Genomic DNA, 21,996 nt, shown 5'->3' with positions numbered 1-21,996 from the left:
GGGGGGCGGCTCGCGCATGTCTTGGACCGCGGGCCGGCCGGGGGGGGACGAGGAGGGATCGGCGTACGTCCTCGACCGCGGGCCGGCGGGGGCTTGTCGCGCCGCTGCCCGCGCCCCTGGCGGGGCGCCGCCGGCGAGGCGGTTCGGGCGGGGCGGCCGTTCCGGGGGCGCCCCGCCAGCCATCGCGTCGCATTGACGATTACACTGGTGGTGTGCCTCAACTACGCCTCGCTCTGAATCAGATCGACTCGACCGTCGGCGATCTCTCCGGGAACGCCGAGGCGATCGTCCGCTGGACCCGGCACTCCGCCGAGCAGGGGGCGCACCTCGTGGCGTTCCCCGAGATGATGCTGACCGGGTATCCCGTCGAGGACCTGGCCCTGCGGTCGTCCTTCGTGGAGGCCTCCCGCGCGGCCCTGCACGCGCTCGCGGCCCGGCTCGCCGACGAGGGGTTCGGGGAGCTGCCGGTCGTCGTCGGCTTCCTCGACCGTGCCGAGAAGGCCCAGCCCAAGTACGGCCAGCCGGCCGGTGCCCCGCGGAACGCGGCGGCGGTGCTGCACCGCGGCGAGGTGGTCCTCACCTTCGCCAAGCACCACCTGCCGAACTACGGCGTCTTCGACGAGTTCCGCTACTTCATGCCCGGTGACACCCTGCCGGTCGTACGCGTGCACGGCATCGACGTCGCGCTCGCCATCTGCGAGGACCTCTGGCAGGACGGCGGCCGTGTCCCGGCGGCCCGTTCGGCCGGGGCCGGTCTGCTCATCTCGATCAACGCCTCGCCGTACGAGCGCGACAAGGACGACTCCCGGCTGGACCTCGTGCGCAAGCGCGCGCAGGAGGCCGGCTGCACGACCGCCTACCTGGCCATGATCGGCGGTCAGGACGAGCTGGTCTTCGACGGCGACTCGATCGTCGTCGACCGGCACGGTGAGGTCGTCGCGCGGGCGCCCCAGTTCTCCGAGGGCTGCGTCGTCCTGGACCTGGACCTGCCCGCCGCCGCTCCCGAGCCGCCGTCGGGTGTGGTGGACGACGGTCTGCGCATCGACCACCTCGTCCTCTCCGACGAGCCGCTGCCGCCGTACGAGGCGGAGCTCTCCGGCGGGTACGCCGAGCGGCTCGACGACGACGAGGAGGTGTACTCCGCGCTCGTCGTGGGGCTGCGGGCGTACACCGCGAAGAACGGTTTCCGCTCGGTCCTGATCGGGCTCTCGGGCGGTATCGACTCCGCCCTCGTCGCCGCGATCGCCTGCGACGCGCTCGGCGCGCAGAACGTGTACGGCGTGTCGATGCCGTCCAAGTACTCCTCGGACCACTCCAAGGGCGACGCGGCCGAGCTGGCGCGGCGGACCGGGCTCAACTACCGGACCGTACCGATCGAGCCGATGTTCGACGCGTACATGGGGTCGCTCGGACTGCACGGTCTCGCCGAGGAGAACCTGCAGTCGCGGCTGCGCGGCACCCTGCTGATGGCCCTCTCCAACCAGGAGGGGCACATCGTGCTGGCGCCTGGCAACAAGTCCGAGCTGGCGGTGGGGTACTCGACGCTGTACGGCGACTCGGTGGGCGCGTACGGGCCGATCAAGGACGTGTACAAGACGTCGGTCTTCCGGCTCGCGAAGTGGCGCAACCGGGCCGCGGCCGAGCGAGGGCAGACGCCGCCGATCCCGGAGAACTCCATCTCCAAGCCGCCGAGTGCCGAGCTGGCGCCCGGGCAGGTCGACACGGACTCGCTGCCGGACTATCCCGTGCTGGACGCGATCCTGGAGCTGTACGTCGACCGGGACACGGGCGCCGACGCGATCGTGGCCGCCGGGTACGACCGGGAGCTCGTCACGAAGACGCTGCGGATGGTCGACACGGCCGAGTACAAGCGGCGGCAGTATCCGCCGGGGACGAAGATCTCGGCGAAGGGGTTCGGCAAGGACCGGCGGCTGCCGATCACGAACCAGTGGCGCGAGCGGTTGTGACGGCCTGCGCGTGAAGGGGCGCCCGGTGTTCGCCGGGCGCCCTCTTTTTTTCTGCCCGGCGGCGGCTCGTTCGCCTGCTGCAGGCCGGTGGGGGCCGGTCGCGCAGTTCCCCGCGCCCCTGAGAAGCCGTTGCCGCGTCGTTCCCCGCGTCCCTAACGGGTGCTCCTGGCTGTCGTCGGGGTTCTGTCGGTGGCCGGGGTGTGGGCCGCCACTATGCGGCCGGGGTGGAGCGTGCCGCGGTTGCGGTCCACGGTGTAGGCCACCGTCGCCACCGCCAGGCCCAGGACCGCGAGGGCCGCGCCCGCCAGGGCCGGGGACGTGACGCCGTGACCGGCGGCCAGGGCCAGGCCGCCGATCCAGGCGCCGCCGGCGTTCGCGAGGTTGAAGGCCGCCTGGTTGGCGGAGGAGGCCAGGGACGGGGCCGAGGACGCCTTCTCCATGACCATGAGGAGGAGCGGGGAACTGGTCGTGAACGCCGCCGCGCCGAGCAGGACCACGGCCAAGGGCGCGCTCCACGCCGTGCTCATCATGAGCGGGAACAGGGCCAGGACCGCCACCAGCGAGACCAGGCCACCGAACAGGGTGCCGCGCATCGAGCGGTCCGCCAGGCGGCCGCCGAGCAGGTTGCCCGCCGTCGCGCCCACGCCGAACAGCGCGAGCAGCAGGGTCACGCTGGAGTCGGCGTACCCGGCGGAGTCCGTCAGCATCGGCGTGATGTAGCTGTACGCCGAGAAGAGCGCGCCGAAGCCGGCGACGGTCGTGCCGAGGGCCAGCCAGACCGGGAGCGACCTGAGGGCCGCGAGTTCGCCGCGCAGCCCGGTGGCGGCGGAGTCCTGGCCGGAGGTCCGCGGCAGGAGCAGGGCCAGGGAGACGATGGCCGCCACGCCGATCACGCTGACGCCCAGGAAGGTGGCGCGCCAGCCGAGGTGCTGGCCCATGAGGGTCGCGACGGGGACGCCGGCGATGTTCGCGACCGTCAGGCCGAGGAACATCAGCGAGACCGCCCTGGCCTTGCGCTCGGCGGGGACCATGCCGGTGGCGACGACGGCGCCGACGCCGAAGAACGCGCCGTGCGGCAGACCGCTCAGGAAGCGGGCCGCGAGCAGGGAGTGGTGGTCGGGGGCGAACGCCGAGAGCGCGTTGCCCACGACGAACAGCACCATGAGCCCGATCAGGACCTTGCGGCGGGCCATGCGCGCGGTCACCGCGGCGAGCAGCGGGGCGCCGACGACGACACCGATCGCGTACGCGGAGACGAGGTGGCCCGCGGTGGGGATCGAGATCCCCAGGTCGTCCGCGACGTCGGGCAGCAGGCCCATCATCACGAACTCGGTGGTGCCGATGCCGAAGGCGCCCACGGCGAGGGCGAGCAGGGCCAGGGGCATGAGGGACCTTCCAAAGGATGAGCGGTGTTCCGTACGGAATAAGTTCAAGTACGGAACAAAGTATCCCGGTCCCGGTATTCCCGGAGGTTACGAGGTGGTTGCCGACAGCTTCACGCGGGCGGCGACCGGGAGATGGTCGCTGCCCGTCTCCGGGAGCGTCCAGGAGGTGACCGGCTCCAGGCCCTTGACCATGATCTGGTCGATCCGCGCCATCGGGAACGACGCCGGCCAGCTGAACCCGAAGCCGCTGCCCGCCGCGCCCTGCGTGGAACGCATCTGCGAGGTGACCGCGTTCAGCGCGCGGTCGTTCATCGTGCCGTTCAGGTCGCCGAGGAGGGCGATGTCCGTCAGCTTCTCGTCGGCGATGGCCTCGCCGAGCGCGTCGGCGCTCTTGTCGCGCTGCCGCGCGGTGAAACCGGCCTTCATCTTCACCCGAACGGAGGGCAGGTGCGCCACGTACACGGCGAGTTTCCCGCCGGGCGCGGTCACCGTCGCCCGCATCGCGCGCGTCCAGCCGAGCTTGATGTCGACCGGGGCGGCCGCGCTCAGCGGGTACTTGCTCCACAGGCCGACCGTGCCCTGGACGGAGTGGTACCGGTACGTCGCGGTGAGGGCCTTCTCGTAGACCGGGACCGCCGAGGCGGTCAGCTCCTCCAGGGCCACCACGTCCGCGCCGGAGGCGGCCACGTCGCGGGCCGTGCCCTCCGGGTCGGGGTTGTCCGCGTTGACGTTGTGCGTGGCGACGGTGAGGTCGCCGCCGGAGCCCGTGCGGTCGACGAGCAGTCCGCCGAAGAGGTTGACCCAGATGATCGCGGGCAGCAGCACGGCGATCAGCGCCGTCGCGGACCTGCGGACCAGCGCGAGGACGAGCAGCACCGCAACGAGGAGGCCCAGCCAGGGCAGGAACGTCTCCAGGAGGCTGCCGAGGTTGCCGAACCTGTTCGGGATCTGCGCGTGCACCGCCATCACCAGGGCGAGCACGAGCGCGAACGCGGCGACGACGATCCCCCGGCGCCAGATGCCCCGGTCGGTGCGGAGTTGCGTGAGCAGGCGGCGGATGCGGGTTCCTCTGCGGTCGGGCCCCTGGCCGCCGCTGCCCGTCTCCGTCATGTACGCCTGCGCCATACCGTCGCCTCACCAACTGCCGTTCACATCGTCCCCGCGCCTAAGACCCTAGGGGATGATCGCGATCGTTCCCGCCGCAGCGTCGCGGCCGTACGGGCACGAGGACGAGCGGGAAGGCGTCCGGAGTTCCGGCGGCGGGCCGAGTGGGGTGGTCTGTGACGCAACGCGCACATTCTCCCCGGCGCCGCTCGCGGTTCACCGCTCGCAGGTCACCTCTCGCAGTTCACCGCTTGCAGTTCACCGCTTGCGGCTCAGGGACGGTGGGGCCGAGGCCCGCCAGGACGGTGTCGACGATCCGTTCGGGCAGTCCCTCCTCCAGGTCGGCGTCCGGGCGGACGACGGCGCGCACGAGCATGGGGGCCATGAAGAGGTCGTTGGCCAGTGCGATGTCGACGTCCGCGCGGATCTCACCGTTCGCCTGGCCGCGCCGCAGTACGTCGAGCGACTTGAGGCGGCGCGGTTCGACGACGGCCGTGTGGTAGACCTTCCACAGCTTGGGGCTGCTCTTCATCTGCGCGTAGACGTTGTGCAGGATCACCGACGAGCGGTTGGCCAGCCCGCGCTGCCGCAGCGATTCGAGCAGGACGACCAGATCGTCGCGCATGGACGTGCCGGGGAGTTCCGGGTCGGGAGGCTCGGCGGTGCGCATCACGTCGCAGAAGAGCTCCTCGCGGCCGCTCCAGCGCCGGTAGATGGTGGCCTTGCCGACCCCGGCGATGCGCGCGACCCGTTCGATGGAGATGTCCGCGAGCGGGACACCCTCCTCCAGCAGCCGCATGACGCCCTCGACGATCGAGCGCTCCACCGCCTCGCTGCGCGGACGGCCCCTGGCGGGCCCGCGCCGTCCCGCCGCGCCCGCCTCCTGCTCCGCGCCGCCCACGTGTCCGCTCCGCTCTCTCGTGTGCCGTGCCGTCCCGCCGCGTACCGTGCCGCCGTACTGCCGGGTGCCGCCGTCCTGCCTCCGTGCCACGGTCGATTGTCCCCGGCCGGCGCGGGGTTCCGCGGCCCGCCCTCCCGAGCGGGCCGCGTCCCCCGTACGCGCCGGTGTCCGGCTCAGTGGTCGGCGCCGACCATCTCCGCGCCCTTGCCCGCCGGGTCCGGGGTGCGGCCCGGCAGGAACAGGTACACGACCAGCGCGCCCACCAGGGCGACTCCCGCGCCGCACAGGGCCGTCACGTGCATCGCGTGCAGGAAGGCGTCGTTGGCCGGGCCGACGAGGGCGTCCCCCTTCGGGCCGAGCTTCGCCGCGAAGCCGAGCGTCGCCTCGATGGACTCGCCCGCCTCGTGCCGGGCGGCCTCGGGCAGCTTGTCCTCGATGCCCGAGCGGTACGCGGCGGACAGGACCGAGCCGAGCACGGCGATGCCGAGGGCGCCGCCGACCTGGCGGAACGTGTTGCTCAGCGCGGAGGCGGAGCCGGCCTTCTCGCGGGGCAGCGCCTGCATGATCACGACGCTGGTGGGCGTCATGATGTGCGCCATCCCGGTGCCCATCAGGAAGAAGATGATCTCGAGGAGCCAGATCGGCGTGTCCGCCTCCAGCGTGGCGAACGCGGCCAGCATGGCGGCGATGATGAGCATGCCGCCGGTCGTGGTGGCCCGGTTGCCGAAGCGGTCCACGACGAGCCGGGCGCGCGGCGCGAAGACCAGCTGCGCGACGGCCAGCGGCAGCATCAGCAGTCCGGTCTGCAGGGGCGAGTAGCCGCGCACGCTCTGGGTGTAGAAGACCGAGAAGAAGGTCACGCCCATCAGCGCGAAGAAGACCAGCGCGATGGCGGAGATCGCCGCGGAGAAGACCTTGTTCCTGAAGTAGTCGACGTCGATGGACGGGTGGTCGCTGCGCTTCTCGTACACCACGAAGCCGACGAGCACGGCGAGTCCGGCGCCGATGGTCGCGAGGACCTTGGCGTCCGTGAAGTCGGCGAGCTGGCCGCCCTTGATGATGCCGTACACGAGCAGGACGAGGCCGATGACGGAGAGGACCACGCCCACCAGGTCGATCCGGCCGGGCTTCGGGTCGCGGGAGTCGGGGACGAGCCAGACCATCAGGCCGAGCGCCACGATCACGATCGGTACGTTGATCAGGAAGACGGAGCCCCACCAGAAGTGGTCCAGCAGGATCCCTCCGGTGATCGGGCCGATGGCGATGGCCAGGCCCACTCCGCCCGCCCAGATGCCGATCGCCTTCGGCTGCTCGTCGCGCTCGAAGACGTTCATCAGGACGGCGAGGGTGGCCGGCATCACGAAGGCGGCGCCGAGGCCCATCACCGCACGGAACGAGATGAGTTCGACCGGGGAACCGGAGGAGGCGGCGAGCGCCGAGCCGACGCCGAACACGAGGAGGCCGCCGAGCAGGACCTTCTTGCGCCCGAGCCGGTCACCGAGGAGACCGGCGGAGAAGAGCAGACCCGCGAAGACGAGGGTGTACGCGTTGATGGCCCATTCCAGCTCGCTCTGGGTGGCCCCCAGGCCGGTCGGGGCGGGCGTCGAGATGGTTTTGATCGCGACGTTCAGGATCGAGTTGTCGAGGACGACGATCAGCAGGCTGAGCATCAGGACACCGAGAATCGCCCAGCGTCGCCGGTGCACGGCTTCCGGTATACGGGAGGCGGGATCGGCAGGAGTTGTCATGCCGAAAAGGCTAGAGGAGATTCGATACGAGACCGTCTCGTATCGGAGTCCTTTACCGAGACCTTACGAGCTCTGGAGACGGACTTGGCTCCTGCGGTGACCGCGCCGGGACCCGGTGCGGTCCCGGCGGGAAACCCGGCCGGGGGCGAGACGAGGCCCACGGTGGACCCCCTAGCCGTTCCATGGCACGAGGTGCCACCATGGAGGTGATCCGGGGACGCCGTCAGGGCGCCTCGAGATGACTGAAGGAGCCGTTGCCATGACGCAGCCCCCGGCTGCCCCGAAGCCCGCCGACAGCAGCAGCAAAGCACTGTACGGAGGCAAGGGCACCCGCCGTATCACCGTCCGCGACATCACGGTGGCCAAGGAGCGCGGCGAGAAGTGGCCGATGCTCACCGCGTACGACGCGATGACCGCGTCCGTCTTCGACGAGGCCGGCATCCCGGTCATGCTCGTCGGCGACTCGGCGGGCAACTGTCACCTGGGGTACGAGACGACCGTCCCCGTCACCCTCGACGAGATGACCATGCTGTCGGCGGCCGTCGTACGGGGCACCTCGCGCGCCCTCGTCGTCGGCGACCTGCCCTTCGGGTCGTACCAGGAGGGGCCGGTGCAGGCCCTGCGGTCGGCGACCCGGCTGGTGAAGGAGGCCGGGGTCGGGGCCGTCAAGCTGGAGGGCGGTGAGCGCTCGCACGGACAGATCCGGCTGCTCGTGGAGTCCGGCATCCCCGTGATGGCGCACATCGGGCTCACGCCGCAGTCCGTGAACTCCATGGGATACCGGGTGCAGGGGCGGGGCGAGGAGGCCGCGCAGCAGCTTCTGCGCGACGCCAAGGCCGTGCAGGACGCGGGCGCCTTCGCCGTCGTGCTGGAACTCGTGCCGGCCGAGCTGGCCGCCGAGGTGACGCGGACGCTGCACATTCCGACCGTCGGGATCGGGGCGGGGGCCGAGACGGACGCGCAGGTCCTTGTGTGGACCGACATGCTCGGGCTCACGGGCGGGAAGATGCCGCGGTTCGTGAAGCAGTACGCCGATCTGCGGCGGGTGATGGGGGACGCGGCGAAGGCGTTCGCCGACGATGTGACCGGCGGAACGTTCCCTCAGGAGGAGCACTCCGTCCACTGATCCACTGCGGCACAGAGGCAGCCCGCCGATTCCCCCGTCGGCGGGCTGCCGTATTTTTCCGCCTCCGCCGCCCCTTCCCGTCCCCGGACCCCGCTCCTCGGACGCCGGGGGGCCGGAGGTCCGGGAGCCTGTCGGCCGGCTGTCGGTGGTTTGTCGGTGGGGCGTGGGAGTTTGGTCGGCATGACGCGAATCGACAAAGATCCCCGGCAGGACGGCACGGGCCGTCCGCACGCCGTCACCGTGCGGGGGCTGGTCAAGCACTACGGCGAGACCAAGGCACTGGACGGCGTGGACCTGGACGTGCGCGAAGGCACCGTCCGCGGCGTGCTCGGCCCGAACGGCGCGGGCAAGACGACCCTCGTACGCATCCTCTCCACCCTGCTCGTCCCCGACTCGGGCCGGGCCACGGTCGCCGGCTTCGACGTCGTGCGCCAGCCCCGCCGCCTGCGCCGGGTGATAGGCCTCACCGGTCAGTACGCCTCCGTGGACGAGAAGCTCTCCGGGCGCGAGAACCTCTACCTGATCGGCCGGCTCCTCGACCTGCCCCGCAAGGACGCCCGCACCCGTGCGGACGAACTCCTGGAGCGCTTCTCCCTCACCGACGCGGCCAAGCGGCCCGCAAGCACGTACTCCGGGGGCATGCGCCGCCGCCTCGACCTCGCCGCGTCCATGATCGGCAGCCCGACCGTCCTGTTCCTGGACGAGCCGACGACCGGTCTGGACCCGCGTACCCGCAAAGAGGTGTGGACCGAGGTCAAGCGGATGGTCGGCGACGGTGTGACCGTCCTGCTGACCACCCAGTACATGGAGGAGGCCGAGCAGCTCGCGAACGAGCTGACGGTCATCGACCGCGGCAAGGTCATCGCGAACGGCGCCATCGACGAGTTGAAGGCGAAGGTCGGCGGCCGCACCCTGCGCATCCGCCCGGCCGACCCGCTGGAGCTGCGCCCGACGGCCACCGCGCTCGACGAGTTCGGCCTCACCGGTCCGGGCAGCGCCACGGTGGACGCCTCCACCGGCACGGTCCTCGTCCCGATCCTCAGCGACGAGCAGCTGACCGCGGTGGTCGGCGCGCTCACCGCCCGCGGCATCACCCTCGCGGGCCTCGCCACCGAACTGCCCAGCCTGGACGAGGTGTTCCTCTCCCTCACGGGCCACCGGGCCACCGATCCGACCGACCCGCGTGACGCCCCGGCCGACCGCTCCTACGAGGAGGCCGCCGTATGAGCGCCGCCGTGCTCGACTCCCCCGCCGCCGTCGCCGCCGACGACGCCCCCCGGGTCGGGCTGCGCGCCCACCTGCGGCACATCAGCGCCCTGGTCCGCCGCAACGTGCTGTGGATCCGGCAGGACCCGGAGTCCATGTTCGACGTCATCCTGATGCCGATCGTGTTCACGCTGCTCTTCGTGTTCGTCTTCGGCGGCGCGATCGCCGGCAAGGGCAACCAGGACGAGTACGTCAACTACGTGGTCCCGGGCCTCATGGCGATGATGGGCATGAACCTCGCCATGGGCGTGGGCACCGGCTTCAACCAGGACTTCCAGACGGGCGTGATGGACCGCTTCCGGTCCCTGCCGATCTCCCGTGCCTCGGTCCTGATCGCCAAGATCGCGGTCGAGATCGGCAGGCTGTTGCTCGCCATCGCGATCCTGCTCTCGGTCGGTTTCCTGATCGGGCTGTCCGTGTCGAACGTCCCCGGCCTGTTCGCTGCCATCGGCCTGGCCCTGGTCTTCGGCTCCTCCATCATGTGGATCTTCCTCACCATGGGCGTGATGATGAAGAACGCCCAGGCCATCCAGGGAATGGGGTTCCTCGTGCTGATGCCACTGCAGTTCGGTTCGTCGATCTTCTCGCCGCCGTCCACCATGCCGGGCTGGCTGCAGACGTTCACCGACTACAACCCGCTGTCGTCCCTCGCGGACGCGGCCCGGGGCCTGATGAACGGCGGGCAGCCGATCGCCCACGACGTCACGACCACCCTGCTGTGGTCGGTCGTCATCACCGTGGTGATGGCCCCGATCGCGATCCACAAGTACCGCACCAAGAGCTGAGCCGGGCCACCCCGGGTCAGACCAGGGCGGCGGCCTCCTCGCAGGAGAGGCCGTCGCCCTCCGCGTACGCGCTCTCGTACGCCGCGTCGCCGAGGACCGCGCGCGCCGCCGTCTCCGCCCGTGCCCGCATCTCGCGCTCCATGACGACCCGGAAGTGCGCGGGCGGCAGCAGCCCGTCGGCGGCGCCCAGGCAGCGGGCGGCGTCCGGGGCGCGCCGGCCGCCGTCGGCCCCGGCGAGCGCGAGGGCGGCGGTGGTGAGGTGCGCGGAGAACATGTGCGGGGCGATCAGCTGCGCCAGCGGGTCCTTGGCCCGGTCCAGGGCGCTGCGCACCTTCGTCAACGCCTCCTCGTACAGGCCCTCCATCGAGTCCAGCCAGGCCTCCACGCCCCATACGAACCCGTCGAAGATCATGACCCTGACGGCGCCGAAGTCGTTGCGCAGCCGCTCGATCTGCATGCGGGCCTCGGGGATCCGGCCGGTGCGGCCCAGGCACATCGCGAGGAAGAGCCGGGCCCCGGGCATCGCCTCGTTGTGCGTGCCGTCGCCCTGTTCCAGCACGTCGCGCAGCAGCCGCTCGCCCCGCTCGGTCAGGCCCGCGTCGATGAGGACGCTGCCGAGGCGGGCGCTGAGGACGGCCGCCTGGGCGCGGGCGCCGAGGAGCTCGGCGTGGGTGATGGCCGTCTCGTAGTCCGCCGCCGCGAGCTCGTACTCACCCCGGCGCTCATGGGCCTCGCCCCGCGCGGAGAGGGCCTCGGCGGCGCCCCAGCCGTCCTCCAGCCCGACGAAGAGCTCCAGCGACTCGTTGGCGTCGCGGGTCGCGTCACCGGCCCAGTCGGCACGGTTGGCGAGCATGTTGGCGCGCATCTGCAGGGCGACGGCCAGCTCCCAGGTGTAACCGAGTTCGCGGCAGGTCTCCACGCTCGCGTCGATGACCTCGCGCAGCCGTTCGATCTTCCCGGTCATCAGCACGGCGTAGAACCAGAGGTAGCCGGGGTTGCGGCAGACCTGCGGGAAGCCGGGCTCGTAGGTGCCGGTGATGCGGCTCAGCCTGGCCTCGGCCTCCGGTGTCTGCCAGCTGTCCGTCTCCAGGTCCATGTGCGCCATGTTGAGCAGATGGACGCCGCGCCGGGCCTCGGCGAGGACCTCCGGGCTCATGGGCGGCGGGGCCGCGATGCAGGACTCGTACAGCGGGACGGCGCGCTCGGCGCCCGGCGCGAACGGGTCGGGGCCCAGCGCTATGGCCTCCCGCGACCAGTTGCGGGCGACCATGCGCACGTCGCGGATCTGCCAGTACCAGGCGAGGGAGAGGACGAGGCAGAGCGCCTCCTGCTCGTCGCCCTCGGCGACGGCGTGCTGCAGTGCGGCGCGGGTGTTCTCGCTCTCCAGCTGCAGCAGTTCGATGGCCGCGCGCTGGCCGGGACCGCGCAGCAACGCGTCGGTGGTACGGGCGAGTTCGCGGTAGTACGTGAGGTGGGCGCGCTCGGTCGCGGAGCGTTCGCCGCTCGCGTCGAGCCGCTGTCCCGCGTACTCGGCGACGGTCTCCAGGAGCCGGTAGCGCATCTCGCCCTCGCTGCCCGAGGGGGCGGCCACCACGAGGGACTTGTCGACGAGGGAGCCCAGGGCCTCCAGCGCGGCGGGGCCGCAGACGGCCTCGGCGGCGGCGAGGTCGCAGCCGCCCGCGAAGACGGACAGCCGCCGCAGGACGTCGCGTTCGTCCTCGTCCAGCAGGTCCCAGGACCAGTCGACGACCGCACGCAGGGTCTGCTGGCGCGGCAGGACCGTACGGCTGCCCGAGGTCAGGAGGCGGAAACGGTTGTCCAGGCGGTCGGCGATCTGGCGCGGGGTGAGCATCCGCAGCCGGGCGGCGGCGAGTTCGATGGCGAGCGGCAGTCCGTCGAGGCGCCGGCAGATCTCGGCGGCGGCCTCCGGGTCGTCCTCGACGCGGAAACCGGGCCGGGCGGCGGCGCCCCGGTCGGCGAGCAGCTTCAGCGCGTACGGCTCGGGCAGCGGCTCGACCGGCCGCAGCAACTCCCCGGGTACACCGAGGGGTTCGCGGCTGGTGGCCAGTACGGTCAGGCCGGGGCAGCGCTCCAGCAGTTGCTCGACGAGCCGGGCGGCGGCGTCGATGACGTGCTCGCAGTTGTCGAGGACGATCAGCATGCGGCGTTTGCCGCAGTGCTCGGTGAGCCGTACGAGCGGGTCGTCCTGCCGGTCGGTGACGACCCGCAGCTCCTCGGCCCCGGCGCTGCGCAGCACGGTCTCGCGTGCGCCGACGGCGGTGAGGACGGCCTCGGGGACGGCCTCCGGGTCGTCGACGGGCGCCAGTTCGGCCAGCCACACCCCGTCGGGCACGGAGTCGGCGACGCTCTCCGCCGCCTCCTGCGACAGCCGGGTCTTGCCGGCGCCGCCCGGCCCCAGCAGGGTGACGAGCCGCGCTCCCGCGAGGTCCCCCCGGATGGTGGCCAGATCCGTGTCCCGGCCCACGAAGGAGGTGAGCCGGGCCCGCAGGTTCCCGCGCGACACGGGCCGCTCGCGCGGGGCGGCCGCGGCGCCGGGGCCTGCGGGGCCGGCGCCTGCGGGGTCGTACGGGGCGGACCCGGGGCCGCCGCCGCGCGGGAGCGGCCCGGTGGCGTCGCCGTGCGGGGGGCCCGGGCGGTGGCCGTCCGGGGGCGGGCCCTGCCCGGACGGGGTGCCGTTCAGCAGCTCTCCGTGCAGGGCGCGCAGGTCCGGGCCCGGGTCGGTGCCGAGGCGGTCGGCCAGCAGGCGGCGCACGGTCTCGTAGCCGGCCAGGGCCTCCGCCGCGCGGCCCGCGTCGCGCAAGGCGCGCAGGCGCAGCAGTTGGAGGGGCTCGTCCAGGGGGTGGGCGTCGCAGAGCGCGGTGAGGTCGGGCAGGCACTGTTCGGCGTGGCCGAGGGCGAGGGCGGCGGTGAGACGGGCGCGCCGGACGTCGAGGCGGCGGGTCTCCCAGCGGGCCGACTCGGCCGAACGGTCCGGGAGGTCGGCGAGCGCGGGGCCCCGCCACAGGGCGAGGGCGTCGTCGAGGACGACGGCCGCCTTGCCCGGGTCGCCGTCGGCCAGCGCGCGGAGGCCCTCGCCCGCGAGCCGTTCGAAACGGTGCAGGTCGACGTCGTCGGCCGCCGCGCGCAGCCGGTAGCCGCCCTCGGCGGAGCCGATCGTGTCCGCGCCGAGGGCCCGGCGCAGCCGTCCCACCAGGGCCTGCAGCGCGCCCGGGGCGTCGGACGGGGGGTCGGCGCCCCACACCTCGTCGACCAGCACGGGCGCGGAGACGGTCCGGCCGGGGCGCAGGGCGAGCACGGTCAGCAGAGCGCGCAGCCGCGCCCCGCCGACCGGTACGAGGGTGCCGTCGGTACGGAGTGCCTGGGTGGTGCCGAGGATGCGGTAGCGCACGCGCACCATTGTCCCTGTTGACGGACCGGGCCCGCTCCGGATTTCGGACCGGCGTGGACAGCGGGTGCCCGGGAAGGGGCGGGGAGCCGTAGGAACCTCCGACCCTGGGTAGGACGTTCTCCTCGCACCACCGGTACGGTCGACCCGCCACACCCAGCCCGTTCGAGCATTCCAGGGAGCCCCACCCCATGACCACCGCCACCAACCGGCACAGCGACCGGCAGATCAGCCCGGTGTTCATCGGGATCGTGGCCGTCGCGGCGGTGACCGGCTGGGCCACCTGGACGGGCTTCGCCGAGCAGCCCGGCATCGCCGTCTTCCTGTTCGTGACGGCCGCGTGGATCGTCTCGCTGTGTCTGCACGAGTACGCGCACGCGCGCACGGCCCTGCACAGCGGCGACATCTCGATCGGCGCGAAGGGCTACCTGACCCTGAACCCGCTGAAGTACACGCACGCGCTGCTCAGCATCGTGCTGCCGGTGATCTTCGTCATCATGGGCGGTATCGGCCTGCCCGGCGGCGCGGTGTTCATCGAGCGCAACCGCATCCGGGGCCGCTGGAGGCACAGCCTGATCTCGGCGGCGGGTCCGCTGACGAACGTGCTGTTCGCCGTCGTCTGCACGGCCCCGTTCTGGCTGGACGCGCTGGACGGCGTACCGGTGGAGTTCCAGTTCGCCCTCGCGTTCCTGGCGATGCTGCAGGTCACGGCCGCGCTGCTGAACTTCCTGCCGATCCCGGGCCTGGACGGCTACGGCGTGATCGAGCCCTGGCTGTCGCACGGCGTCCGTCGCCAGGTCGAGCCGTACGCGCCGTTCGGACTGCTCTTCGTCTTCGCGATCCTGTGGATCCCCGAGGTGAACCACCAGTTCTTCGACGCGATCGACGCGCTGCTGCGCACCCTGGGCATCGACGAGATCCGTACGTACTGCGGGCAGAACCTGTACCGGTTCTGGACGGAGACCGACCAGTACTGCTCGGTCAGCCGGTGACGGAGGGCGCCCGGCGCCGCATCCGGTCCCGGCGCAGGTAGTACCAGGTCATGTTGGACGACAGACCTGCGAGCAGCACCCACACGATCCCCAGCAGGCTGCCCTGGACGAAGGAGACGACGGCCGCCGCGACGGCGAGGACGCAGACGACGAGGGCGTAGAGGGCGAGTCGGGACATGCGGTCGGCTCCTGTCGGGGTCGGGGAGCTCCGGGGCCCGGCGGAACGCGCGGATCCCGGAGGGGGACACTCGCCTCCAGTGTCCCCCACCCCCGGAGCCCGCCCGCACGGGCACGCCCGCAGCCGCGCGCTCCCGGACCCCGCACTGCTACAGGTCGGTGAGCCGCAGGCCCGCGTGGGCCTTGTAGCGCCGGTTCACCGAGATCAGGTTCGCCACCAGCGACTCGACCTGGTGGGCGTTGCGCAGCCGTCCGGCGAAGATGCCGCGCATACCGGGGATGCGGCCGGCCAGCGCCTGGACGAGCTCGACGTCCGCCCGCTCCTCGCCCAGCACCATCACGTCGGTGTCGATCTCCTCGATCCCGGGGTCCTGGAGCAGGACGGCCGACAGGTGGTGGAAGGCGGCGGTGACCCGCGAGTCCGGCAGCAGGGCGGCGGCCTGCTCGGCGGCGCTGCCCTCCTCGGGCTTCAGCGCGTACGCGCCCTTCTTGTCGAAGCCGAGCGGGTTGACGCAGTCGACGACGAGCTTGCCCGCCAGTTCCTCCCGCAGCGACTCCAGGGTCGCGCCGTGCCCGTCCCACGGCACGGCGACGATCACGATGTCGCTGCGGCGGGCGGTCCCGGCGTTGTCGGCGCCCTCGACACCGTGTCCGAGTTCGTCGGCGGCGGCCCGCGCGCGCTCCGCGGCCCGCGAACCGATGATCACCTTCTGCCCGGCCCGGGCCAGCCGGTAGGCCAGTCCCTTGCCCTGTGGACCGGTGCCGCCGAGCACGCCGACGACGAGCCCGGAGACGTCGGGAAGGTCCCAGGGGTCCTTGGCGGGGGCCTTCTGTGCGCTGTCAGTAGAGGTCATGGGCCGACCTTACGTGCGGGTCCGCGGTGCCCGCCGCCCAGGTGAGGTCCGCTCGGACGTCCGCCGCTCAGGTGAGGGCCGCCACCGGGATCCGCCGGAAGGTGACCGTCTCGTACGCGCCGAAGTCGCCCGTCTCGTAGAGGAGCCCGACCGTGCCGTCGTCCACGCGCACGAGGTCGGAGTACGCGGCGGGCAGTCCGTCCACGGTGTGGGCCGTCCGCCAGGTGACGCCGTCGTCGAGGCTCGCCCGGATCGTCATCAGGGCGCGGAAGCCGGGGTCGGCGGGGCCCGAGTAAAGGAGGACGTCGGGGTCGCGGAGCTGGAGCACGCTGCCCTCGACGACCGGGCCGGTGAGGCCGGCCTGCGGGCGGAACGGCTTGACCAGGGTGCGGCCGCCGTCCCGCGAGTACGCGTCGGCGCGGGTGCCGGGGGCGGTGGAGTCGGTACGGGTGTTGAAGTAGACGCGGCCGTCGGGGAGTTCGGCGGCGGTGGTCTCGTTCACGTTGACGTAGCCGTCGGGGGTGTCGTCGACGTACCCGATCCGCCAGGTCCCGCCGCGGTCGTCGCTGAGCAGGCAGTGCCCGCCGTTGTACTTGCCCTCGGTGCCGTTGTCCGTGCCGGCCGGCGGCAGGGAGTGGTTGGCGGGTACGACGACCCGTCCGGTGGAGAGCTGCAGGGCGTGGCCCGGGGTGGTGGCGTACCAGCGCCAGGCCGTCTTCCTGGTCTGCTTCGTGACCTCCTTCGGGGCCGACCAGGCGGCCCCGTCGTCGTCGCTGTGCCGGACCCAGACGCGGCGCCCGTCGGCGGCGCCCACCTTGCCGCGGCGGATGGCGTCCTCGGTGGCGAGGGCGGCGTTGCGGATGTGGACGAGCAGGATCCTGCCGGTGTCGAGGACGACGGGGGCCGGGTTGCCGGCCAGCGCCTCGCCGTTCTCGGCGGCGACCTGGAGCGGTCCCCAGGTCAGCCCCCCGTCGGTGGACCGCTTGAGCACGATGTCGATGGTGCCGAAGTCGTCACGGGAGCTCTTCCTGCCCTCGCAGAAGGCGAGCAGGGTTCCCCGCGCGGTGGCGACGACGGCCGGGATGCGGAAACTCGCGTAGCCCTCCTGTCCGGCGCGGAACGGCACGGACGTCTCGCTGCTGGTCATGGAAACCCTCTCCCTGTCGGTCGGGGTCGATCCGGTGAGCGGTACACCCTGCCCAGGTCGGGCGAATTCGTGGTGAACTCCAGCTGACGGGTGGCCGGTTGCGGCAGGATGCGTGCGCATGGATGCCGTACGGGTGGCCCTGTTGCGCGACGTGCTCGCCGGGACCGGGTGGCCGGACGCCACGCGGCGGTTCGCGGGGACGCTGCGGTCGTCCGTGCTGCCGCACGGGGGCGGGCTGCTGCTGGTGGGAACGGCGCGGTACGAGCCATGGCACCTGGCCGCGCATCTCGTCGACGAGGCCGCCTGGTCGGGCACGCCCGAGCTGGCACCGACGCTCGTACGGCACGGGGCGCGGCCCGGTGATCCGGCGCACCTGGCCGTGGGGCTCGGCCGGATCGAGGCGGCCCGGCGGGGCGAGACGCTGCTCGTCGTGGCGCCGGACGCGCCCGGGGCCCCGCTGCTGGAGCGGGTGCACGACGCGCGCCGGGCCGGGGCGACGGTCCTGGCGCTGGGCCCGGGCGACCGGGAGCTGCACGCGATGGCGCACGAGGCGCTCACGGTACCGGCCGGACCGGACTGCGACGCGGGCCTCGACCTGGACACCGTGCAGCATCTGGTCAGTGCGGCGGCCGGGGAGAACGCGCTGCCCGCGCCCCGGGGGCGCCGGCGTCTCGCGGACCGGTTGTCGCGGCTGGCGGACCGGCTGACCGCTCCGCCGCCGGCCCGCTGGTGACCTGACGGCCCGCCCTCCGGAGGCTGCCTGCCGTCCCTGGTCGAAAAAGCGTTTGTACCCGGCGGGTTCCACGACGGACCATTCTCCGTCGTGACGGAACCGACCGAGCCCGAACCCGATGCCCATGCCGCCGCCCCCGCCTCCGGGGGCGGTGTTCCGCGCCTGCGCGCGCTGCTGCCCGATCTCGCGCCGTGGCGGACCTCGCCCGACTTCCGGCGGCTGTGGGTGGCGGGGCTCATCACCAGCTTCGGCAGCTTCCTGACGTTCGTCGCGCTGCCGGTGCAGATGAAGGAGCTGACCGGTTCCGCGGTGGCCGTCGGGGCGATCGGCGCCGTGGAACTCGTCCCGCTGATCGTGTTCGGGCTGTACGGCGGGGCGCTCGCCGACGCCCTGGACAAGCGGAAGCTGATCCTGTGGACAGAGGCGGGGCAGGGGGTGCTCTCGGCGGTCCTGCTGGTCAACGCGCTGCTGCCGGAGCCCATGGTGTGGCCGCTGTACGCCGTCGCCGCGCTGTCCTCCGCGCTCGTCGCGGTCCAGCGCCCCGCGCTCGACGCGCTCACCCCGCGCATCGTCCGGCACGAGCACCTGCCGGCGGCCGCCGCGCTGAACTCGCTGCGCTGGACGGTCGGCGGGGTCGCCGGTCCCGCGGTCGCCGGGCTCGTCGTGGCGTACGCGGGACTGGGCTGGGCCTACGCCGCGGACCTGGCCACGTTCGCCGTCTCGCTCGCGCTGGCCGTGGGGCTCGCCGCGTCGCCCGCCGCGCACGAGGCGGCCAAGCCGTCGCTGCGGTCGATCGCGGAGGGCGCGCGGTACGCGTGGAGCCGCAAGGAGCTGCTGGGGACGTACGCGGTCGACCTGGCGGCCATGTTCTTCGCCTTCCCGCTCGCCGTGCTGCCCTTCCTGGCCGACGAGCTGGACGCCGAGTGGTCGCTCGGGCTGATGTACGCCGCGCTGCCTGCCGGGTCGCTGCTGGTGAGCCTCACCAGCGGGTGGACCTCGCGGATCCACCGGCACGGGCGGATGGTGGTGCTGGCGGCAGCCTGCTGGGGGCTCGCGATGGTCGCCGCCGGCGCGGCGCACGACGTGTGGCCGGTGCTGCTGTTCCTGACGCTCGCCGGCTGCTGCGACATGGTCAGCGGGATCTTCCGGGCGGCGATGTGGAACCAGACGATCCCGGACGAGCTGCGGGGGCGGCTGGCCGGGATCGAGTTGCTGTCGTACTCGGTGGGCCCGCAGCTGGGACAGGTGCGGGCCGGCGGGATGGCCGCGTTCCTCTCCGTGCGGGCCTCGGTGTGGACCGGGGGTGTGATGTGCGTGGCCGCGGTGGGGGCGCTGGCGGTGTGTCTGCCGAAGCTGATGGCTTACGACGTACGGACGAATCCGCACGCGGTGCGGATGAAGTCCTTGCGGGAGGGGGAGGGGGTGGCCGGGGAGCGTTGACGACTGCCGGCCGGCGGGGGCCGAGCGCGCAGTTCCCCGCGCCCCTGGGTGGTCGGGGTGCGGGGAACCGGGTCGAGTGCCCTTGTACCGGGCGGGTGGGGAGAAGGGGTTCAGTTGTCGTCCGCGCCCCGCGGAGCGGCGTCGTGCCACTTGGGGTCCGTCTCCCAGTCGAGGTTGCGCTCGCGGGCCGTGTCCATCGCCTGCCGGGCCTCCTCCCGGGACGCGTACGGGCCGAAGCGGTCCTTCGCGGGGCACTCGGGGCCCTCTTCGACCTTCTTGTGCTCCAGGCAGTAGAACCATTCGCCCGGTTTACCGACCGTCCGCTTCTTGAACAGCGCCATGACCAGCTCCTCTCGCCACCGACATGTTCCCCCATCCCCGCTGGTTAGACTCGCTGGCATGTCTGGCCAGTCGCTGCTCGTCCCAGGGGAGCTGTCCCCCATCCGTTCGGTGCCCGGAAACATCCGCCGCCCCGAGTACGTCGGCAAGCCCGCGCCGACCCCGTACACCGGGCCGGAGGTGCAGACGCCCGAGACGATCGAGGCGATGCGTGTCGCCGGCCGGATCGCCGCGCGGGCCATGGCCGAGGCCGCGAAGCTCATCGCGCCCGGCGTCACCACGGACGAGCTGGACCGCGTCGCGCACGAGTACATGTGCGACCACGGCGCCTATCCGTCCACGCTCGGCTACCGCGGCTTCCCGAAGTCCCTGTGCACCTCCGTGAACGAGGTCATCTGCCACGGCATCCCGGACTCCACGGTCCTGCGGGACGGCGACATCATCAACCTCGACGTGACGGCGTACATCGGGGGCGTGCACGGCGACAACAACGCCACGTACCTCGTCGGCGACGTGGACGAGGAGTCGCGGCTGCTGGTCGAGCGGACCCGCGAGTCGCTCGACCGTGCCGTCAAGGCGGTCCGGCCCGGCCGCCAGATCAACATCATCGGCCGGGTCATCGAGTCGTACGCGAAGCGGTTCGGGTACGGGGTCGTGCGGGACTTCACCGGGCACGGCATCAACTCGTCGTTCCACTCCGGGCTGATCGTCCCGCACTACGACAGCCCGCACGCCACGACGGTCATCCGGCCGGGGATGACGTTCACGATCGAGCCGATGCTGACGCTGGGCTCGTACGACTACGACATGTGGGACGACGGCTGGACGGTCGTGACGAAGGACCGGCTGCGGACCGCGCAGTTCGAGCACACGCTGGTCGTCACCGACAGCGGGGCCGAGATCCTCACCCTGCCGTAACCTCCGGCCCCGCACGCACGCCGCCCGCTCGGTTCCGAGCGGGCGGCTTCTTCATGTTCCCCCTGGGGGAACGGTGGGGATCCGGGGTACGGTTTTACCGACAGGGCGTCGGAAAACCTTTGACTTAGGTAAGCCTAACCATAGAAGATGGGTCCGGCTCCCGTCTCCCCCCTTCGCCCCCGGAGGTCCCATGAACCCGTCGAGCACCCCGTTCTCGACGCTCATCCGCACCGCGTCCCACGAACAGCATGTGGAGGCGGAGACCTCGACGTTCATGAGCGATCTGCTCGGCGGCAGGCTCGGCGTGGACGCGTACGCGCGCTACACGGAACAGCTGTGGTTCGTGTACGAGGCACTGGAGTCGGGCGTGCGTGAGCTGTCCGGCGATCCGGTGGCCGGCCCGTTCATCCAGCCCGAGCTGATGCGGCTCGCCTCGCTGGAGCGCGATCTCGCCCACCTGCGGGGGCCGAGGTGGCGTGACGGCCTCACCGCGCTGCCGGCGACGCGGGAGTACGCCGGGCGGGTGGCCGAGTGTGCCCGTACGTGGCCCGGTGGATACGTCGCGCACCACTACACGCGTTATCTCGGCGACCTCTCCGGTGGGCAGATCATCCGGGGCAAGGCCGAGCAGACGTGGGGGTTCGCGCGCAAGGGGGACGGGGTGCGGTTCTACGTCTTCGAGGGCATCGGGAATCCGGCCGCGTTCAAGCGGGGGTATCGCGAGCTGCTCGACGGTCTTCGCGTGGACGATCTGGAGAAGCAGCGGGTCGTCGCCGAGTGCCGGCGGGCGTTCGCCCTGAACACCGGGGTGTTTCGGGCGCTGGGGGAAGAGTTCCGCATCAGCGCGTAGTCGTTCCACCGGGGTGCGCGGTGTCGGGTGCGCGTTGTCGGTCGGGTGCGGGTGCGTCGTGGCTGGTCGCGCTGTTCCCCGCGCCCCTGGAAGACAACGGACTGCGCCGTTCCCCGCGCCCCCGGAAGTAGGGGCGCGGGGTTTGGGGTCAGTGTTCCAGGAGGACCCTGCCGCCCAGTTCCGTCCAGCCTTCCGGTTGGGGGGCCGTGAGGAGTTGGGAGCCCTTGCCCTGGATGATGTTCAGGGCTCTGCCCAGCCGGGCCGTCAGTTGCAGGGCCGCGGCGCCCGTCGCCTCGTCCTCCTCGACGCCGTCGCCCCGGCCGGGGAAGCCCCTGGCGCGGACACGGCCCGCCGCCTCGTCCTCCCAGGCCCAGGCGTACAGCCACTCCCCCGGCGGCGGTACGGGAAGTGCGTCCACCTCGGCCGCCGTGGCGTACCGGCGCAGGGTACGGGGCCCGGCCCACTCCGGACGGGCCTCTATCCAGGTGAACTCGCCGTCGAGCCGGGTGCCCACCACGCCCGCGGGCGTGACGAGTTCGGGTATGTCGAGCAGCCAGGCCGCGCCCACGCAGGGGTGTCCGGCGAAGGGCAGCCGCGCACCGGGCGTGTAGATGTCGATGAACCCGCGCTCGGGATCGTCCACGAACACCGTCTCGCTGAAGCCGAGTTTGGCCGCGAACGTCTGCCGGTCGTCCCGCTCCGGCAGTACGGAACCCTCCCGTACGACCCCGAGTTCGTTGCCGTACTCGCCACGGGGTCCGCAGAAGACCCGTAGCACGTCGTAATCAGTCACGCGGGCATCCAACACCATGGCACCGACAGTCGTGGACACGCGCCCGGCCGCCGGCCCCGGGAAGG

The 21,996-nt window shown here is 72.3% G+C and carries 19 protein-coding genes; 9 read left to right on the top strand and 10 right to left on the bottom strand.

All coding sequences use genetic code 11. The features are described from left to right. Positions 1 to 212 precede the first annotated feature (212 nt). Complete coding sequence (locus QFZ75_RS27585; RefSeq protein WP_307541079.1) at positions 213 to 1,967, top strand: NAD+ synthase; 1,755 nt, start codon at positions 213 to 215, stop codon at positions 1,965 to 1,967. A gap of 152 nt (positions 1,968 to 2,119) precedes the next feature. On the opposite strand, the gene QFZ75_RS27580 is transcribed toward QFZ75_RS27585, so the two are convergent. From QFZ75_RS27580 to QFZ75_RS27565, 4 genes are all read right to left on the bottom strand, one after another. Continuing rightward, the gene (locus QFZ75_RS27580; RefSeq protein WP_307541077.1) at positions 2,120 to 3,352 is read right to left on the bottom strand and encodes an MFS transporter; all 1,233 of its coding nucleotides are present in this window, start codon (positions 3,350 to 3,352) and stop codon (positions 2,120 to 2,122) included. A gap of 87 nt (positions 3,353 to 3,439) precedes the next feature. Next, entirely contained in the window at positions 3,440 to 4,477 is a 1,038-nt protein-coding gene (locus tag QFZ75_RS27575; RefSeq protein WP_307541076.1) for an endonuclease/exonuclease/phosphatase family protein, read from the bottom strand. A 223-nt stretch (positions 4,478 to 4,700) separates the two neighbouring features. Continuing rightward, entirely contained in the window at positions 4,701 to 5,357 is a 657-nt protein-coding gene (locus QFZ75_RS27570) for a TetR/AcrR family transcriptional regulator (protein ID WP_307544826.1), read from the bottom strand. A gap of 173 nt (positions 5,358 to 5,530) precedes the next feature. Then, entirely contained in the window at positions 5,531 to 7,105 is a 1,575-nt protein-coding gene (locus QFZ75_RS27565) for an MFS transporter (RefSeq protein WP_307541074.1), read from the bottom strand. A gap of 259 nt (positions 7,106 to 7,364) precedes the next feature. Here QFZ75_RS27565 and panB point away from each other — a divergent pair, with 259 nt between their 5' ends. The 3 genes from panB (at position 7,365) to QFZ75_RS27550 (ending at position 10,282) form a co-directional block, all read left to right on the top strand. After that, positions 7,365 to 8,231, top strand: a complete 867-nt coding sequence (gene panB / locus QFZ75_RS27560; protein ID WP_307541072.1) for a 3-methyl-2-oxobutanoate hydroxymethyltransferase — start codon at positions 7,365 to 7,367, stop codon at positions 8,229 to 8,231. 180 nt (positions 8,232 to 8,411) lie between these two features. Further along, on the top strand, positions 8,412 to 9,458 hold the full coding sequence (locus tag QFZ75_RS27555) for an ATP-binding cassette domain-containing protein (RefSeq protein WP_307541070.1): 1,047 nt from the start codon (positions 8,412 to 8,414) through the stop codon (positions 9,456 to 9,458). Next, complete coding sequence (locus tag QFZ75_RS27550) at positions 9,455 to 10,282, top strand: ABC transporter permease (RefSeq protein WP_307541068.1); 828 nt, start codon at positions 9,455 to 9,457, stop codon at positions 10,280 to 10,282. The genes QFZ75_RS27555 and QFZ75_RS27550 overlap by 4 nt, the downstream gene beginning before the upstream one ends. A gap of 16 nt (positions 10,283 to 10,298) precedes the next feature. Here QFZ75_RS27550 and QFZ75_RS27545 read toward each other — a convergent pair whose 3' ends face one another. Beyond that, positions 10,299 to 13,700, bottom strand: coding sequence for a BTAD domain-containing putative transcriptional regulator (locus QFZ75_RS27545; protein WP_307541066.1), 3,402 nt, complete (start codon positions 13,698 to 13,700; stop codon positions 10,299 to 10,301). A 179-nt stretch (positions 13,701 to 13,879) separates the two neighbouring features. Here QFZ75_RS27545 and QFZ75_RS27540 point away from each other — a divergent pair, with 179 nt between their 5' ends. Beyond that, positions 13,880 to 14,680 carry a site-2 protease family protein gene (locus tag QFZ75_RS27540; protein ID WP_307541064.1) on the top strand — a complete coding sequence of 267 codons (801 nt, stop codon included), beginning with the start codon at positions 13,880 to 13,882 and terminating at the stop codon, positions 14,678 to 14,680. Here the strand turns inward: QFZ75_RS27540 and QFZ75_RS27535 are convergent. The 3 genes from QFZ75_RS27535 to QFZ75_RS27525 form a co-directional block, all read right to left on the bottom strand. Beyond that, positions 14,670 to 14,858, bottom strand: a complete 189-nt coding sequence (locus QFZ75_RS27535) for a hypothetical protein (RefSeq protein WP_307541062.1) — start codon at positions 14,856 to 14,858, stop codon at positions 14,670 to 14,672. The genes QFZ75_RS27540 and QFZ75_RS27535 overlap by 11 nt on opposite strands. 148 nt (positions 14,859 to 15,006) lie before the next feature. Beyond that, positions 15,007 to 15,711 carry an NADPH-dependent F420 reductase gene (gene npdG, locus QFZ75_RS27530; RefSeq protein ID WP_307541061.1) on the bottom strand — a complete coding sequence of 235 codons (705 nt, stop codon included), beginning with the start codon at positions 15,709 to 15,711 and terminating at the stop codon, positions 15,007 to 15,009. A 67-nt stretch (positions 15,712 to 15,778) separates the two neighbouring features. Beyond that, a complete protein-coding gene (locus QFZ75_RS27525; RefSeq protein ID WP_307541060.1) occupies positions 15,779 to 16,858 on the bottom strand; it encodes an exo-alpha-sialidase in 1,080 nt (359 codons plus the stop codon). Between the two features lie 118 nt (positions 16,859 to 16,976). On the opposite strand from QFZ75_RS27525, the gene QFZ75_RS27520 reads away from it, so the two are divergent. Together QFZ75_RS27520 and QFZ75_RS27515 are read left to right on the top strand one after the other, a co-directional pair. Beyond that, on the top strand, positions 16,977 to 17,591 hold the full coding sequence (locus QFZ75_RS27520; RefSeq protein ID WP_307541058.1) for a hypothetical protein: 615 nt from the start codon (positions 16,977 to 16,979) through the stop codon (positions 17,589 to 17,591). A gap of 162 nt (positions 17,592 to 17,753) precedes the next feature. Next, positions 17,754 to 19,031: an MFS transporter gene (locus tag QFZ75_RS27515; RefSeq protein ID WP_307544824.1), complete on the top strand. Its 1,278-nt coding sequence runs from the start codon at positions 17,754 to 17,756 to the stop codon at positions 19,029 to 19,031. 110 nt (positions 19,032 to 19,141) lie between these two features. On the opposite strand, the gene QFZ75_RS27510 is transcribed toward QFZ75_RS27515, so the two are convergent. Then, on the bottom strand, positions 19,142 to 19,372 hold the full coding sequence (locus QFZ75_RS27510) for a hypothetical protein (protein ID WP_307541056.1): 231 nt from the start codon (positions 19,370 to 19,372) through the stop codon (positions 19,142 to 19,144). 58 nt (positions 19,373 to 19,430) lie between these two features. Here QFZ75_RS27510 and map point away from each other — a divergent pair, with 58 nt between their 5' ends. Together map and QFZ75_RS27500 are read left to right on the top strand one after the other, a co-directional pair. After that, positions 19,431 to 20,288 (top strand): type I methionyl aminopeptidase, encoded by an 858-nt coding sequence (map, locus tag QFZ75_RS27505; protein WP_307541054.1) that lies wholly within the window; start codon positions 19,431 to 19,433, stop codon positions 20,286 to 20,288. Between the two features lie 190 nt (positions 20,289 to 20,478). Continuing rightward, positions 20,479 to 21,138, top strand: coding sequence for a heme oxygenase (biliverdin-producing) (locus QFZ75_RS27500; RefSeq protein WP_307541052.1), 660 nt, complete (start codon positions 20,479 to 20,481; stop codon positions 21,136 to 21,138). A 148-nt stretch (positions 21,139 to 21,286) separates the two neighbouring features. Here the strand turns inward: QFZ75_RS27500 and QFZ75_RS27495 are convergent, their stop codons facing one another. Further along, positions 21,287 to 21,931: a PhzF family phenazine biosynthesis protein gene (locus QFZ75_RS27495; protein WP_307541050.1), complete on the bottom strand. Its 645-nt coding sequence runs from the start codon at positions 21,929 to 21,931 to the stop codon at positions 21,287 to 21,289. Positions 21,932 to 21,996: the final 65 nt, after the last annotated feature.

Origin of the sequence: Streptomyces sp. V3I8 (assembly GCF_030817535.1) — a bacterium.
In the GTDB taxonomy this organism is placed as follows: domain Bacteria; phylum Actinomycetota; class Actinomycetes; order Streptomycetales; family Streptomycetaceae; genus Streptomyces.
Note: the sequence above shows the minus strand (reverse complement) of the source record. Positions and strands in the feature narration are given on the sequence as shown.

Excerpts from the sequence above, each read along its gene's own strand:
- QFZ75_RS27580 (WP_307541077.1), bottom strand. The coding sequence starts at position 3,352 with ATGCCCCTGGCCCTGCTCGCCCTCGCCGTGGGCGCCTTCGGCATCGGC.
- QFZ75_RS27575 (WP_307541076.1), bottom strand. The coding sequence starts at position 4,477 with ATGGCGCAGGCGTACATGACGGAGACGGGCAGCGGCGGCCAGGGGCCC.
- QFZ75_RS27565 (WP_307541074.1), bottom strand. The coding sequence starts at position 7,105 with ATGACAACTCCTGCCGATCCCGCCTCCCGTATACCGGAAGCCGTGCAC.
- panB (WP_307541072.1), top strand. The coding sequence starts at position 7,365 with ATGACGCAGCCCCCGGCTGCCCCGAAGCCCGCCGACAGCAGCAGCAAA.
- QFZ75_RS27555 (WP_307541070.1), top strand. The coding sequence starts at position 8,412 with ATGACGCGAATCGACAAAGATCCCCGGCAGGACGGCACGGGCCGTCCG.
- QFZ75_RS27550 (WP_307541068.1), top strand. The coding sequence starts at position 9,455 with ATGAGCGCCGCCGTGCTCGACTCCCCCGCCGCCGTCGCCGCCGACGAC.
- QFZ75_RS27545 (WP_307541066.1), bottom strand. The coding sequence starts at position 13,700 with ATGGTGCGCGTGCGCTACCGCATCCTCGGCACCACCCAGGCACTCCGT.
- QFZ75_RS27540 (WP_307541064.1), top strand. The coding sequence starts at position 13,880 with ATGACCACCGCCACCAACCGGCACAGCGACCGGCAGATCAGCCCGGTG.
- QFZ75_RS27535 (WP_307541062.1), bottom strand. The coding sequence starts at position 14,858 with ATGTCCCGACTCGCCCTCTACGCCCTCGTCGTCTGCGTCCTCGCCGTC.
- npdG (WP_307541061.1), bottom strand. The coding sequence starts at position 15,711 with ATGACCTCTACTGACAGCGCACAGAAGGCCCCCGCCAAGGACCCCTGG.
- QFZ75_RS27525 (WP_307541060.1), bottom strand. The coding sequence starts at position 16,858 with ATGACCAGCAGCGAGACGTCCGTGCCGTTCCGCGCCGGACAGGAGGGC.
- QFZ75_RS27520 (WP_307541058.1), top strand. The coding sequence starts at position 16,977 with ATGGATGCCGTACGGGTGGCCCTGTTGCGCGACGTGCTCGCCGGGACC.
- QFZ75_RS27510 (WP_307541056.1), bottom strand. The coding sequence starts at position 19,372 with ATGGCGCTGTTCAAGAAGCGGACGGTCGGTAAACCGGGCGAATGGTTC.
- map (WP_307541054.1), top strand. The coding sequence starts at position 19,431 with ATGTCTGGCCAGTCGCTGCTCGTCCCAGGGGAGCTGTCCCCCATCCGT.
- QFZ75_RS27500 (WP_307541052.1), top strand. The coding sequence starts at position 20,479 with ATGAACCCGTCGAGCACCCCGTTCTCGACGCTCATCCGCACCGCGTCC.